11 protein-coding genes are annotated in these 14,723 nt (G+C 70.0%); 4 read left to right on the top strand and 7 right to left on the bottom strand.

Annotated features, from left to right (window positions below; genetic code table 11):
* Positions 1-106: 106 nt before the first annotated feature.
* Positions 107-1,135, bottom strand: coding sequence for a TMAO reductase system periplasmic protein TorT (gene torT / locus JQX08_RS16430; RefSeq protein WP_205349492.1), 1,029 nt, complete (start codon positions 1,133-1,135; stop codon positions 107-109).
* A gap of 190 nt (positions 1,136-1,325) precedes the next feature.
* Between torT and mdtD the strand changes: the two genes are divergently transcribed.
* Entirely contained in the window at positions 1,326-2,750 is a 1,425-nt protein-coding gene (gene mdtD / locus JQX08_RS16435) for a multidrug transporter subunit MdtD (RefSeq protein WP_205349493.1), read from the top strand.
* Positions 2,751-3,004: 254 nt separating this feature from the next.
* Positions 3,005-4,339: an ATP-dependent RNA helicase DbpA gene (gene dbpA / locus JQX08_RS16440; RefSeq protein ID WP_239482233.1), complete on the top strand. Its 1,335-nt coding sequence runs from the start codon at positions 3,005-3,007 to the stop codon at positions 4,337-4,339.
* Here the strand turns inward: dbpA and JQX08_RS16445 are convergent.
* Positions 4,320-5,063 carry a substrate-binding periplasmic protein gene (locus JQX08_RS16445; protein ID WP_205349495.1) on the bottom strand — a complete coding sequence of 248 codons (744 nt, stop codon included), beginning with the start codon at positions 5,061-5,063 and terminating at the stop codon, positions 4,320-4,322. The genes dbpA and JQX08_RS16445 overlap by 20 nt on opposite strands.
* A 178-nt stretch (positions 5,064-5,241) precedes the next feature.
* Between JQX08_RS16445 and JQX08_RS16450 the strand changes: the two genes are divergently transcribed.
* Positions 5,242-6,426, top strand: a complete 1,185-nt coding sequence (locus tag JQX08_RS16450; protein ID WP_205349496.1) for an aminoacetone oxidase family FAD-binding enzyme — start codon at positions 5,242-5,244, stop codon at positions 6,424-6,426.
* Between the two features lie 12 nt (positions 6,427-6,438).
* Here JQX08_RS16450 and JQX08_RS16455 read toward each other — a convergent pair whose 3' ends face one another.
* The 5 genes from JQX08_RS16455 to JQX08_RS16475 form a co-directional block, all read right to left on the bottom strand.
* The gene (locus JQX08_RS16455; RefSeq protein WP_205349497.1) at positions 6,439-7,074 is read right to left on the bottom strand and encodes a dioxygenase family protein; all 636 of its coding nucleotides are present in this window, start codon (positions 7,072-7,074) and stop codon (positions 6,439-6,441) included.
* Between the two features lie 229 nt (positions 7,075-7,303).
* Positions 7,304-8,425 carry an alanine dehydrogenase gene (gene ald, locus JQX08_RS16460; protein ID WP_205349498.1) on the bottom strand — a complete coding sequence of 374 codons (1,122 nt, stop codon included), beginning with the start codon at positions 8,423-8,425 and terminating at the stop codon, positions 7,304-7,306.
* Positions 8,426-8,634: 209 nt separating this feature from the next.
* The gene (locus JQX08_RS16465) at positions 8,635-9,393 is read right to left on the bottom strand and encodes a slipin family protein (protein WP_205349499.1); all 759 of its coding nucleotides are present in this window, start codon (positions 9,391-9,393) and stop codon (positions 8,635-8,637) included.
* 2 nt (positions 9,394-9,395) lie between these two features.
* Positions 9,396-10,778 carry an NfeD family protein gene (locus tag JQX08_RS16470; protein WP_205349500.1) on the bottom strand — a complete coding sequence of 461 codons (1,383 nt, stop codon included), beginning with the start codon at positions 10,776-10,778 and terminating at the stop codon, positions 9,396-9,398.
* A 96-nt stretch (positions 10,779-10,874) separates the two neighbouring features.
* Positions 10,875-12,284, bottom strand: a complete 1,410-nt coding sequence (locus JQX08_RS16475; RefSeq protein WP_205349501.1) for a DUF2252 domain-containing protein — start codon at positions 12,282-12,284, stop codon at positions 10,875-10,877.
* A 213-nt stretch (positions 12,285-12,497) separates the two neighbouring features.
* Here JQX08_RS16475 and yccS point away from each other — a divergent pair, with 213 nt between their 5' ends.
* Positions 12,498-14,672 (top strand): YccS family putative transporter, encoded by a 2,175-nt coding sequence (yccS, locus tag JQX08_RS16480; RefSeq protein WP_205349502.1) that lies wholly within the window; start codon positions 12,498-12,500, stop codon positions 14,670-14,672.
* The last annotated feature ends 51 nt before the right edge of the window (positions 14,673-14,723 follow it).

Here is a 14,723-nt window from a genome sequence, read left to right on the forward strand (position 1 = left end):
GGAAACTCCCTCTCCTTTCGGGAGAGGGTCGGGGTGAGGGGCAGAGTGTCGCCCGACCAGCGCTGTGTGCCACTGCCCACAGGCTAGCGCCGCGTACCCCACGCCCTCACTCCGGCAACTCCTGACGCACCATCCACTGCCCGTCGGGCTGGATCAACCGCGTGCGGTCGAAGCCCGCGACGCTGTGGCGGTCGAGCATCTGGATCGGCGGGCTGACCAGTCTCGGCAGGTCACGACGCTCCAGCGCGCGCACCGCCAGGTCGATGGCCACGCGTGCCTGCAGCACCGGCGAGTCGGTCGGCGCGGCGAGGATGCGCCCGGCGATGATGGACTCCAGCACCCGGTCGTTGGCATACACCGCCACCACCTGCGGGCCGCCCTTGCCGCCGTCGCCGTGCAGCAACTGCGCGGCGAAGTCCGCCGCCTCGGCATTCGCCAGCAGGTAATCGAGATCCGGCGCCTGGGCCAGCAGCTCGCGCACCAGACGCGCCTGGGTGGCGCGGTCCGCGGCGCCGTGGCCGCCCGCCACCAGGGTCACCTGGCTGCCGACCAGCGCCTCGGCCAGGCCCCGTTCGCCGTCCAGCACCCAGCCGGCATCCTCCGGGCCCGGCAGCCAGCCGACGCGAATCGGCCGCTCGCCGCTGTCCTCGCGGATGTAGGCGAACGCCGCCTTGACCATCTGCGCGAAGTCGCCGCGCGAGTGGGCGCGCACCCCGGCGCAATCGGTGCGGTTGATCAGGTCGATGACCGCCACGCCACGCCGGCGCAACTGGTCGATGTCGGCGCACAGGCCATCGGCGCTGATCGCCCCGACCAGCACCGCATCCACGCCGAGCTGCCGGCAGCGCGCCAGTTGCGCCTGCTGCATGTTCGCGTACTGGTAGCCGCCGGCCTCGTAGATACCCAGCTGCACACCCTGGCGCTTGGCCTCCTCGGCCAGCCCCCAGGCCACCCCCCACCAGTAGCGGTCCTTGCCCTGCGGCAGCAGCGCGCACACGCGCCAGGGCTGGCTGGCATTCGCCAGCGGCTGATAGGGGCGCAGCTGGCCGTCGACCTCGAGCGGCACCGGGTACCACGGCGCCGCCACGGCGACGGGCGCGAGCATCAGCCAGAGCAAGGTACACAGCGTGCGCATCGACAGTCTCACGGCAGAGGGGAGGACGGACGCGTCCGCTGCTGCAGACAAGCGACCCGAACGGCCATTCCATTAAAGCCCGCTCACCTTGCGGCGCCAGGCCGCGGCTTGTCCAGTCGCCGCCGCGTAATACTGGCCAGCCGCTCTACGCCGGCCTACAGTGCCCTCGGACGCCGCCTCAAGGATCATCATGCCCAGCTCGCTCCCGCTCGACGCCCGCACCGCCCGCCTGCTGCCGTGGATCGTGGCGATCGCCTTCTTCATGCAGACCCTCGACGGCACCATCCTCAACACCGCCCTGCCGTCGATGGCCCGCGACCTCGCCGAAGACCCGCTGCGCATGCAGTCGGTGGTGATCTCCTACATGCTCACCGTGGCACTGCTGATCCCCGCCTCGGGCTGGATCGCCGACCGCTTCGGCACCCGGCGGGTGTTCTTCGGCGCGATCCTGCTGTTCAGCCTCGGCTCGCTGCTCTGCGCGCTGTCGCACAGCCTGCCGCAGCTGGTCGGCGCGCGCGTGGTGCAGGGCCTCGGCGGCGCGCTGATGCTGCCGGTCGGCCGGCTGATGGTGCTGCGCGCCTACCCGCGGACCGAGCTGGTGCGGATCATGGGCTTCGTCACCATCCCCGGCCTGCTCGGCCCGCTGATCGGCCCGACCCTCGGCGGCTGGCTGGTCGAGTACACCAGCTGGCACTGGATCTTCCTGATCAACCTGCCGGTCGGCGCGCTCGGCTGCGTCGCCGCGCTGAGTGTGATGCCCGACCTGCGCGGTCCGGAACGCAGCCGCTTCGATACCCCCGGGTTCCTGCTGTTCGGCGCCGCCATGGTGCTGATCACCATCGCCCTCGAAGGCCTCGGCGAGCTGCACCTGCCGCACCTGCGCGTGCTGCTCCTGCTGTTCGCCGGGCTGGCCTGCCTGGCCGCCTACTGGCTGCGCGCCGGGCGCCTCGAACAACCGCTGTTCGCCCCGCGACTGTTCCACACCCGCACCTTCGCGGTCGGCATCCTCGGCAACCTGTTCGCCCGCCTCGGCAGCGGCGCCCTGCCGTTCCTCGTGCCGCTGCTGCTGCAGGTGGCGCTCGGCTACTCGCCGGCCACCGCGGGGATGAGCATGATTCCCCTGGCGATCTCGGCGATGGTCGCCAAGGGCCTGGCGCGGCGGCTGATCGAACGCTTCGGCTACCGCGCGGTGTTGACCGGCAACACCCTGGCGCTCGGCGTGGGCCTGTGCAGTCTGGCGCTGATCGACCCGCAGCATCCGTACTGGCTGCTGCTGCTCCAGCTCGCGGTGCTCGGCGGGATTAACTCGCTGCAGTTCACCGCGATGAACACCGTGACGCTGATCGACCTCGACGACCGCTCGGCGAGCAGCGGCAACAGCCTGCTGTCGGTGGTCGCCCAGCTGTCGCTGAGCCTCGGTGTGGCGTGCGCGGCGGCGCTGCTCGGCGGCTTCACCGCGTCGATCGGTCAGGAGGTCGACAGCGTGCTCGGCGCCTTCCAGGCCACCTTCCTGTGCGTCGGCCTGCTGACCATGCTGGCCGCGGCGATCTTCCTGCAGCTGACCGGCGAGGACGGGCGCAGCGCGCGCAAGGTCGAGGCGGTGGGCGAGGAGTAACGGGAAAGGCCGCCCCTCACCCTAGCCCTCTCCCGGAGGGAGAGGGCATTGACGGAGTTGCCGGCTGGCTCGTTGACCGCAACTGGCACAGTGCAGCTCCCTCTCCCCTCGGGAGAGGGTTGGGGCGGCCGGCGTTCCGGTGAGGGACGGAGACAAGCCAGACACGCCCGGCCTGTTAAACTACGCGCCATTTCCGCTTCCCCAGGCCGTTCGCCGTGACCACCACCTTCGCCACCCTGCCGCTCTCCGCCGCCATGCTCAGCAACCTGGCCACCCTCGGCTACGAGCAGATGACCCCGATCCAGGCGCAGAGCCTGCCGCTGATGCTCAAGGGCCACGACCTGATCGCCCAGGCCAAGACCGGCAGCGGCAAGACCGCGGCGTTCGGCATCGCCCTGCTCGATCCGCTCAATCCGCGCTACTTCGGCTGCCAGGCGCTGGTGCTCTGCCCGACCCGCGAACTGGCCGACCAGGTGGCCAAGGAAATCCGCCGCCTGGCGCGCGCCGCCGATCACATCAAGGTGCTGACCCTGTGCGGCGGCGTGCCGTTCGGCCCGCAGATCGGCTCGCTGGAGCACGGCGCGCACATCATCGTCGGCACCCCGGGACGCATCCAGGAGCACCTGCGCAAGGGCACCCTGAAGCTCGACGGGCTCAACACCCTGGTGCTCGATGAAGCCGACCGCATGCTCGACATGGGCTTCTACGACAGCATCGCCGAGATCATCGAGCAGACCCCGGCCAAGCGGCAGACCCTGCTGTTCTCCGCCACTTACCCGGCCGGCATCGAGCAGCTCGCCGCGCGCTTCATGAAGAAACCGCAGCGCGTCGAAGTCGAGGCGCAGCACGCCGACAGCCAGATCGAGCAGCGTTTCTACGAGATCGACGGCAAGCAGCGCTTCGACGCCGCGGTGCGCGTCCTGCGGCATTTCCGCAAGCAGCCGGCGGTGGCCTTCTGCGCCACCCGCCAGCAGTGCGACGAGCTGGCCGCGCGCCTGGATGCCGAGAAAATTTCCGCCGCCGCGCTGCACGGCGACCTCGAACAGCGCGACCGCGACCAGGTGCTGAGCATGTTCGCCAACCGCAGCCTCAGCGTGCTGGTGGCCACCGACGTGGCGGCGCGCGGCCTGGACATCGCCGGCCTGGAGCTGGTGCTCAACGTCGAGCTGACCCGCGATCCGGAAGTGCACATCCACCGCATCGGCCGCACCGGCCGCGCCGGCGAATCCGGTCTGGCGGTCAGCCTGGTGGCGCCGGCCGAAGCCAAACGCGCGCAGGCCATCGAGGAGCTGCAAGGCAACCCACTGACCTGGCTGCCGCTCGGCGGCCTGAAGGACAACGGCGAGCCGCTGCTGCCGCCGATGCACAGCCTGGTGATCGCCGGCGGGCGCAAGGACAAGCTGCGTCCCGGCGACATCCTCGGCGCGCTGACCGGCGAAGGCGGCCTGGCCGGCACGCAGATCGGCAAGATCGCGCTGTTCGACTACCAGGCCTATGTGGCGGTCGAGCGCGGCATCGCCCAGGTCGCCCTGCAGCGCCTGCGCGAAGGCAAGATCAAGGGCCGCTCGTTCAAGGTGCGCGCGCTGTAACCTCGTGGGCGGCGACGATGCGCGCGTAGCTGCCGTCGTCGCGCATCGCCTGCAGCGCGCGGTTGAACGCCGCGACGATCTGCGCCGCCTGCGGGTGGCTCTTGCGCACCAGGATGTGCAGGCCGTTCTCGGCCAGCGGCCGCGGCAGCGTGTCGAACTGCTCACGCAACTCCGGCAGGCTGCGCTGCAGGTGGAACTGCGCGGCCCACTCATCCTCGACGAACAGCTCGACGCGCCCGGCGGCGAGCATCCGCGCCCCCATCTCGAAGTCGATCACCGGCACGCGTTGCAGCGCCGGGTCGTTGTCGAACGCCGGCGCGTAGCTGTAGCCACGCACCACCGCGATCGAGCGACCGCGCAAATCGGCCAGGCTGCTGAACGGGATCGCCGCGCCACGCCGCTGGAACAGGCGGATGCGGTTGACCAGATAGGGCTCGGAATACAGCGCGTAGGCGGCACGCTCGGGGCTGTACCAGGCGTCGACCAGCACGTCGCAGGCGCCGCTCTGCAACTCGTGCAGGGCGCGCGCCCAGGGCTTTTCGCTGTAGTCGAGGGTGTAGCCGGCGCGGTCCAGCGCGCTGCTGACCAGGTCGCCGGCGAGGCCGCGGTTGGGCAGGTGGATGTCAGTGAACGGCGGCCAGGGGTCGGCCACCAGACGCAGCGGTTCGGCGCGGGCCGCCAGGCCCAGCGCCATGCAGAGCAACAGCAGAAGAATACGGGACATCTGCTCGTTCCTTGTGGTGCCCACAGAGTCGCCGTGGGTTAGTGACGTTGTAGCACCGAGTTGGCACGAGCGTCACTCTCCGCCCGGTGGCCGCCGCCGCACGCCGCCCGCCTGGAGTAAACTGCGCGCCTTCGTGGAGTGGCCGCTGGCGCTCCCGCCTTCTGTCCAGGGAATTCCCGTGCTCACCACTGACGTCATCATCCTCGGCGCCGGCGCCGCCGGCCTGATGTGCGCGCAGCACGCCGCCAAGCGCGGCCGCCGCGTGCTGCTGCTCGACCACGCCAACAAGGCCGGCAAGAAGATCCTCATGTCCGGCGGCGGGCGCTGCAACTTCACCAACATGTACACCGAGCCGGGCAACTTCCTCTCGCACAACGCGCACTTCTGCAAGTCGGCGCTGGCGCGCTACAGCCAGTGGGATTTCGTCGAGCTGGTGGTCAAGCACGACGTGCCCTACCACGAGAAGAAACTCGGCCAGCTGTTCTGCGACCGCAAGTCCAGCGACATCCTCGAGATGCTGTTGATCGAGTGCGACGAGAGCGGCGTCGAGCTGCGCCTGAATACCAGTATCGAGCAGATCGACAAGGTCGACGGCGGCTACCGGCTGCACACCAGCGCCGGGCCGATGGCCTGCCAGTCGCTGGTGATCGCCACCGGCGGGCTGTCGATCCCTACCCTCGGCGCCACCGGCTTCGGCTACCAGGTGGCCAAGCAGTTCGGCCACAACGTGCTGCCGACCCGCGCCGGACTGGTGCCGTTCACCATCACCGAACCGCAGCTCAAGGCGCTGTGCGGCGAGCTGTCCGGCACTTCGGTGGAGGATTGCCTGGTCAGCTGCAACGGCCAGACGTTCCGCGAGAACATCCTGTTCACCCACCGCGGCCTCAGCGGCCCGGCGATCCTGCAGATCTCCTCGTACTGGCAGGCCGGCGACGCCATCGAGATCAACCTGCTGCCGCACATCGACCTGCCCGTGTGGCTGGCCGAGCAGCAGCAGGCGCGGCCGAACACCGAGCTGAAGACCCTGCTTGCCGAGCTGTTCACCAAGAAGATGGCCGGCCTGCTCGCCGAGCAGTGGTTCGACTCCAAGCCGCTCAAGCAGTACAGCGCCGCCGAGCTGCAGGCGGTCGCCGAGCGGCTCGCCGCCTGGCGCCTGGTGCCGGCTGGCACCGAGGGCTACCGCACCGCGGAAGTGACCCTCGGCGGCATCGACACCCGCGAGGTGTCGTCGAAGACCTTCGAGTCGCAGAAGGCGCCGGGGCTGTACTTCATCGGCGAAGTGCTCGACGTCACCGGCCACCTCGGCGGCTTCAACTTCCAGTGGGCCTGGGCCTCGGCATTCGCCGCGGCGCAGTATGTCTAGCGGCGCACGCCGCTACGCATCCGCCGGGGTCAGGCCGAGGACGATGTCGAAGCGTGCCGCCAGCTCGCCGTCGCCGGCCGGCAGGAAATCCGCCAGCAGCCGTTCACGCGCCTCTGGCGCCACCGCGCTGAGCAGGTAGTCGCCGGCGTTGCCCGGCTCGCCGCGCACGTAGCACTGGGTGACGAAGCGCGGCTGGCCGGGCAGCGTCACCGCCATGTGGATGTGTGCGGTGCGCCCCGGGTAGGGCCGCGGGCGCAGGGTGCGGAAGCGGTACTCGCCGCCGCTCGCCGTCTCGAAACAGCCATAGCCCTGGAAGCCGGCATCGCGGCGATTGCCGCCCTGCGCCAGGTACACGCCGTGGCTGTCGGCCTGCCAGATTTCCACCAGCGCGCGACCGAGTGGCTCGCCACGCGCATCGAGGATGCGCCCGTGCAACTGCACCGGCTCACCAAGCGCAGCGACCGTCTGGCCGGCGACGCGCAGCAGGTCGTTGTCGCGATCCAGCGGCAGCTGCGCGGGGTAGAACGGTCCGAGGCTCTGCGGTGGCGTGGTCAGCAATTCCCCCACCGCCAGCGGCGCGCCCAGGACCACCGCGGCACTCAGGCAGCCGCCGAGAAAGCGACGCCGGCTGTACAACACACTGTGCATAGCCACCTCCCGGCTGCGGCCTAGGCACTCTCTGTAGGAGCGAATTCATTCGCGATGGATGGCCTCCGATCCGCCTGCATCGCGAATGAATTCGCTCCTACAACAGGGACGTAGGATGGGTTGAGCGCAGCGATACCCATCGTTCGCGGCCGAGCCAACTTCGCCAGTGGATTGCGCGGCACGGACGCTCCAGCGCTGCCCGACAACCAGTGCCCGCGTGCCAACCACCCTACAAACGCGCCAACAGCTCTTCCGCTGGCCGATAGGTCAGCCCGTGCGCCTCGGCGACGCCACTGTAGGTCAGCGCGCCCTTGGCCACGTTGAGGCCGTGGCGCAGGTGCACGTCGTCCTCCAGCGCACGGCGCACGCCCTTGTCGGCCAGCGCCAGGACGAACGGCAGGGTGGCGTTGTTGAGCGCCAGGGTCGAGGTGCGCGCCACCCCGCCGGGCATGTTGGCCACGCAGTAATGCACCACGCCGTCGACCTTGTAGGTCGGCTCGGCATGCGTGGTCGGCCGCGACGTTTCCGCGCAGCCGCCCTGGTCGATGGCCACGTCGACGAGCACCGCGCCGCTCTTCATTCGCGCGACCATCTCCGCGGTGATCAGCTTGGGCGCGGCGGCACCGGGGATCAGCACGCCGCCGATCACCAGGTCGGCGCCCAGCACCTGCTCGGTGACCGCGGTGCGCGTCGAGTACAGGGTGGCGATGCGGTTGCCGAACTGGGTGTCGAGGCGGCGCAGCGCATCGACGCTCTTGTCCAGCACGCAGACCTCGGCACCGAGGCCGACCGCCATGGCCAGCGCGTGGCTGCCGACCACCCCGCCGCCGAGGATCACCACCTTGCCCGGCGCCACTCCGGGCACCCCGCCGAGCAGCACGCCGCGCCCACCCTGGGCGCTTTCCAGACAGTGCGCGCCGGCCTGGATCGACATGCGTCCGGCCACCTCGGACATCGGTGCCAGCAGCGGCAGGCGGCCCTGCGCGTCGGTGACGGTTTCGTAGGCGATGCAGGTGGCGCCGCTGGCCAGCAGCTCGTCGGTCTGCGGGCGGTCCGGGGCCAGGTGCAGGTAGGTGAACAGCGTGTGGTGGGCGCGCAGCATGGCGCGTTCCTTGGCCTGCGGCTCCTTGACCTTGACGATCAGCTCGGCGGCGTCGAACACCTCGGTGGCCTCGCCGACGATGCGCGCGCCGGCGCTCTGGTAGTCGGCGTCGCTGAAGCCGATCGCCGCGCCGGCGTGGCTCTGCACCCACACCTCGTGGCCGTGGCCGACCAGCTCGGCCACCGACTGCGGGGTGAGGCCGACGCGGTACTCGTGGACTTTGATTTCCTTGGGGATACCGATGCGCATGGCGAAGCTCCCGTGGACGGGTGTGCCTGAAAGTCTAGGAAGCCCAGCCCGCCGCCTGCCCTGAAGATCGCCCGGGTTTTGGGGGATTTCCCTGAAAATCGCGGCCATCCCAGGGCGCACAGTGGCGCCGTGTGCTTCCGTGGGAGCGAATTCATTCGCGATCGACGGCGCCGCGCATCGCGAATGAATTCGCTCCTACAGCCGCGCCCTTAGCTCTTGCCCTTCATCTCGGTCATGCCCTGCAACAGCTCGATCGGCAGCGGGAAGACGATGGTCGAGCTCTTGTCGCCGGCGATGCTGCTCAGCGTCTGCATGTAGCGCAGCTGCATGGCGCCGGCCTGGCGGTTGAGCATTTCGGCGGCCTGCATGAGCTTCTCCGAGGCCTGCAGCTCGCCCTCGGCGTGGATCACTTTGGCGCGCCGTTCCCGCTCGGCCTCGGCCTGCTTGGCGATGGCACGGATCATCGATTCGTTGAGGTCGACGTGCTTGATCTCCACGTTGGCGACCTTGATGCCCCAGGCGTCGGTTTGCGCGTCGAGCACCTGCTGGATGTCGGCATTGAGCCGTTCGCGCTCGGCGAGCAGGTCGTCCAGCTCGTGCTTGCCGAGCACCGCGCGCAAGGTGGTCTGGGCCAACTGGCTGGTGGCGCCGAGGAAGTCCTCGACCTGGATGATCGCCTTCTGCGGATCTAGGACGCGGAAGTAGATCACCGCGTTGACCTTGACCGACACGTTGTCACGGGTGATCACGTCCTGCGGCGGCACGTCGAGTACCACGGTGCGCAAGTCGACACGCACCATCTGCTGGATGAACGGGATCAGCAGCACCAGCCCCGGACCCTTGACCCGCCAGAAGCGGCCGAGCTGGAACACCACGCCGCGCTCGTACTCGCGCAGCACGCGAAACGCCGAGACCAGCAGCACCAGCGCGATGACCAGCAGCGGTGCGAACGTCAGTGTGAAACCCATGGTCATTCTCCTGTGTGCGCCGGGTTATCCGCCGCTTCGACCGCCAGACGCAGGCCCTCGCGGGCCACCACGCGGACCCGCTGGCCGGGCCACAACGGCGCGCTGCTGCGCACCTGCCAGCGCTCGCCCTGCAACTGCACCCAGCCGCCCAGCGGGTCGTCCGCCTGCACCGCGGCCACCGCGGCGAGGCTGCCGACCAGCCCGGCGTCGCCGCTGACTGGCGCATCGCGCCGCGCGCGCAGGGCCACGCCGACCACGCCGATGATCAGCGCCGCGCTGGCCAGCGCCAGGCCGACGATCAGCGGCAACGGAATGCCGAAGCCGGGCACCTCGGTGTCGATGAGGATTACCGCGCCGACCACGAAGGCCACCACGCCGCCCAGGCCGAGCGCGCCGAAGCTCGGCATGAACGCCTCGGCGGCCATCAGCGCCAGGCCGAGCAGCACCAGGGCCATGCCGGCGTAGCTCACCGGCAGCAGCTGCAGGGCGTACAGGCCGAGGATCAGGCAGATGCCACCGACCACCCCGCCGATCGCCGAGCCGGGGTTGGCGAACTCGAAGATCAGCCCGTAGATGCCGATCATCATCAGGATCAGCGCCACGCTGGGATTGGTGATCACCGCCAGCAGGCGGGCCCGCCAGTCCGGCGCGTGCTCGACCAGCGGCGCGCCGGCGGTATGCAGCACGACCTCGCCGCGCGCGGTCTTCAGTGTCTGGCCGTCGAGCTGGCTGAGCAGCGCCGGCAGGTCGCTGGCCACCCGGTCGATGACCCGCTGCTTCAGCGCTTCCTCGGCGGGCAGGCTGACCGCCTCGCGCACCGCGCGCTCGGCCCACTCGGCGTTGCGCCCGCGCAACTGGGCGAGGCCGCGGATGTAGGCGGCGGCGTCGTTGACCTGCTTGCGCGTCAGGGTCGCTTCGTTGGAGTCGTCGGCCTTGCTGTCCGGCTTGGCGGGTTTGTCGCCGGCCGGCTTGTCCGGCGCACCGGGCACGCCGCCGAGCTGCACCGGAGTCGCCGCACCGAGGTTGGTGCCCGGGCTCATCGCCGCGACGTGGCTGGCGTAGAGGATGTAGGTGCCGGCGCTGGCCGCCCGCGCGCCACCGGGGGTGACGAAGGTGGCCACCGGCACCGGGCTGGCGAGGATCGCCTTGATGATCGCGCGCATCGAGCTGTCCAGCCCGCCAGGGGTGTCCATGCGGATCACCACCAGCTGCGCCTGCTCCTGCGCCGCCTTGTCCAGGCCGCGCACCAGGTAGTCGGCGGTGGCCGGGCCGATCGCGTCGTCGACCGTCAGCACTGCGACCGGCGGCGCGGCGCCGAACGCGGCGCCCGACACGCTGACCAGCAGCAACAGTAGCAGCGCACTCCACAGCGGGTGCTTGCTCATGGGCCCTCCTGCCAACCGGGCCACCCGCCTCCCTGCAACGGTGGCTGATACCAGAAGGATAGCCGACAGCACCCGGCGGCCCGCGGGCCGGACGGCCTAGGGCAAATGGTCGGCGGTAAAGTCCGCCTCGGTGCGCGCCTGCAGCTTGCCCTGCCGGCAGGCCTGCTGGAAACGCTCGAAATCCAGCTCGTTGTGCTTGGCGTAGGCCCGTGCGTAGTCGACCAGCGCATCGGCGAACGCATCGCTCTTGCCGATGTAGCCACTGATTTCCGCCGCCGCGCCCGAAGCCTTGGCGTGGGCGCGCGCCAGGCAGCTGCCGCAGACCTGCGCATAACCGACGAAGCTCTCCACATCGAAGGTCTCCAGCTCGGCGGAGACCTTCATGTCGCGCAGCTGGCGCACGTAGAAGTGCCGGCCGCTGGGGCCGGTGGTCCAGCCGAGGAACAGGTCGCTGGCCGACTGCATCAGGCGCTGGCCCTCGACCACACGCTGGCCCTGGTGGCGCAGGCGGCTCTTGGCCTTGACGAAGCCGGCCAGCACCGAGGCGCGCGCCTCCTTGAACTGCAGGAACAGCGGCTGCTCGAGGTGATCGGTGAGCAGCGCCACCAGGCAGCGGGTGCCGACGCTGCCAACGCCAACCACCTTGAACACCAGGTCCTGCACCTCGAAGCGCGCCAGCAGCTCGCGGCGGTCGCCCTGCAGAGTGCTGCGGTAGTCGCGCATGAAGCCGTCGTAGAGCGGCTGCCAGTGCTTGAGCTTCATCCAGTCGTCGTTCTTGTCGAGCAACGTGCTCTGCTCGTGCAGGTGGAAGATCTCCGGCAGGTCGTCGCGGATCAGCAGGCGGCCCTGCTCGTCGCGCAGGCTGATCTTCGGCAGCAGCTCGGCGTGGGTGCGCCGCCCGGCCTTGGCGATGGTGCGCTCGACCAGCGCCAGGGCGGCCTTGCTCGGCGCGGTTTCGAGCAGCTCCTGCAGCTCCAGGCTGTCGTACCAGACCTCCAGCGCTCCCTGCTCGGCGTAGCCGGCCATGCCCTGCTGGTAGCTGGCGACCACCTCGCGGCACAGGCGCTCGGCGTCCTCGGCGCTGTGGCGCAGGTCCTGGGCGGCGATCATGAAGCTCGCCACCAGGCGCTTGAGGTCCCACTCCCAAGGGCCGGGGTGGGTTTCGTCGAAGTCGTTGACGCTGAACTGCAGGTTGCGTTCCGGGGTGGCGAAGCCGCCGAAGTTCATCAGGTGCGCGTCGCCACAGATCGGCGCGAGCAGGCCCATGTTCGGCGTGCCGGACAAGTCATGGGCCTGCAGCAGCGCGCTGCCGCGGTAGAAGGTGAACGGCGAGACCAGCATGCGCCCGTAGCGCAGCGCCACCAGCGGCCCGACGCGGCCGTCGCTGGACTGCTCGATCAGCGGCAGCGGGTCGCGGTCGATGCGCCCGAGCTGGGCATGCGCGCTGCGTGGGCACTTGTCGCGGGCGGCCTTGCCCAGCTTGCGGCGATCCTTGAGTGTGACCATGTTGCCCCTCCCCCGATGGCGATTCCTGCTTCGAGCTTAGAAGCTGTTCGCCTGGCGTGTCGGCGTGCGTCTGGTGGAGCTTCGCGGCTTGCGCATACGAGTGCGCGGAACGGCGCGCTAACCGCACGCTTTCGCGCGAAACAGTTCAACCACGGCGGCGCCAGCGGCGATAATCAGCTTCATCCCGTTCGCCAAGGCAGGCTGCTTTCGCCCATGCGCACCCGTGATCTTCGCCACTCCCTGCGCCGCCTGTGGGCCCAGGACAAGTTCAGCTACAGCCTGCGGGTGACCATCGCCCTCGCCGGGGTGATGGCGGTCGGCTGGTGGTGGCAGCAGCCGAACCTGGTCATCCCGCTGTTCCTCGGCATCATCGCCAGCGCCATCGCCGAGACCGACGACAGCTGGCTCGGCCGCCTGCAGGCGCTGCTGGTGACCCTCGCCTGCTTCGCCGTGGCGGCGGTCGCCGTCGAACTGCTGTTCCCCTACCCCGCGCTGTTCGTCGCCAGCATGGCGCTGGCCGCGTTCTGCCTGGTGATGCTCGGCGCGCTCGGCGAGCGCTACGCGGCGATCGCCTCGGCGACGCTGATCCTGTCGATCTACAGCATGATCGGCGTCGACCAGCGCGGCGGGGTGCTCGACGAGTTCTGGCGCGAGCCGCTGCTGCTGGTCGGTGGCGCCGCCTGGTACGGCCTGCTCTCGGTGCTGTGGAACGCGCTGTTCGCCCACCAGCCGGTGCAACACAGCCTGGCGCGGGTGTTCGAGGAACTCGGCCGCTACCTGCGCCTCAAGGCCCAGCTGCTCGAACCGGTGCGCGGCCTCGACCTCGAGCCGCGGCGCCTGGAGCTGGCGCGGCAGAACGGCCGGCTGGTGTCGGCGCTCAACGCGGCCAAGGAAATCCTCCTGCACCGCATCGGCAATGGCCGCCCGGGGCCGCAGGTGAGCCGCTACCTGAAGCTCTACTTCATGGCCCAGGACATCCACGAGCGCGCCAGTTCCTCGCACTCGCCGTACCACGCGCTGGCCGATGCGTTCTTCCACAGCGACGTGATGTTCCGCTGCCAGCGCCTGCTCGGCCTGCAGGCGCGCGCCTGCTTCCAGCTCGGCGAGGCGATCCAGCTGCGCCAGCCGTTCGACTACGGCGCCGACAGCGCGCAGGCGATGCGCGACCTGCAGGCCTCGCTCGAACACCTGCGCGCACAGCACAACCCGGCCTGGCGCGACCTGCTGCGCGCGCTGCGCGCGCTGACCGCCAACCTCGCCACCCTCGAGCAGCAGCTCGCCGCGGCGAACAACCCGGACGCGCTGGCCGAGGACCAGGACGTCAGCCTGCTCGACCGTTCGCCGCGCAGCCTCAAGGACGCCTTCGAACGCGTGCGCCTGCAGCTCACGCCCAGCTCGCGGCAGTTCCGCCACGCGCTGCGCATGGCCCTGGCGCTGACCGCCGGCTACGGCGTGCTGCACTGGATTCACGCTGAGCAGGGCTACTGGATCCTGCTCACCACGGTGTTCGTCTGCCAGCCCAACTACGGCGACATGCGCCGTAAGCTGTCGCAGCGCATCGTCGGCACCGTGCTCGGCCTGGCCGCCGGCTGGGCGCTGTTCGACCTGTTCCCCGACCCGCGCCTGCAGTCGCTGTTCGCCCTGATCGCCGGGGTGGTGTTCTTCGCCAACCGCACCAGCCGCTACACCCTGGCCACCGCGGCGATCACCCTGATGGTGCTGTTCTGCTTCAACCAGGTCGGCAACGGCTACGGGCTGCTCTGGCCGCGGCTGGTCGACACCCTGCTCGGCAGCCTGATCGCCGCCCTCGCGGTATTCCTCGTGCTGCCCGACTGGCAGAGCCGCCAGCTGCCCAACGTGCTGGCCAACACGCTGAGCTGCAACGCCCGCTACCTGCGGCAGATCATGCTGCAGTACGCCAGCGGCAAGCGCGACGACCTGGCCTACCGGCTGGCCCGGCGCAACGCGCACAACGCCGACGCGGCGCTGTCCAGCAGCCTGGCCAGCATGCTCATGGAGCCCGGCCACTTCCGTCGCGACGCCGACCTCGGCTTCCGCTTCCTGGTCCTCTCGCACACCCTGCTCGGCTATCTCTCGGCGCTCGGCGCGCACCGCGCCAGCCTGGCCGCCGACGCCAGCGACACGCTGCTGCTGAGCGCCGCCGAACGCCTCGCCGCGACCCTCGACAGCCTGGCCAGCAACCTCGGCGATGCGACCCCGGTGGCGGTGCAGTCAGACGAGGAAGAAGCGCTGGCGCGCAAGCTCGAGCAGTTGCCCGAGGAGCTCGACGACAGCCACCGCCTGGTGCAGAGCGAGCTGGCGCTGATCTGCCGGCAGCTGGCGCCGCTGCGCAGCCTGCTCGCCCACGTGCAGAAGGCGCGCACTTAGCAGCGCGCGCGGATGGACAGCGGCGCGGCAACCGGCTATCCATGAGGCCCC

It is taken from the genome of Zestomonas insulae (genome assembly GCF_016901015.1).
Taxonomy (GTDB): domain Bacteria; phylum Pseudomonadota; class Gammaproteobacteria; order Pseudomonadales; family Pseudomonadaceae; genus Aquipseudomonas; species Aquipseudomonas insulae.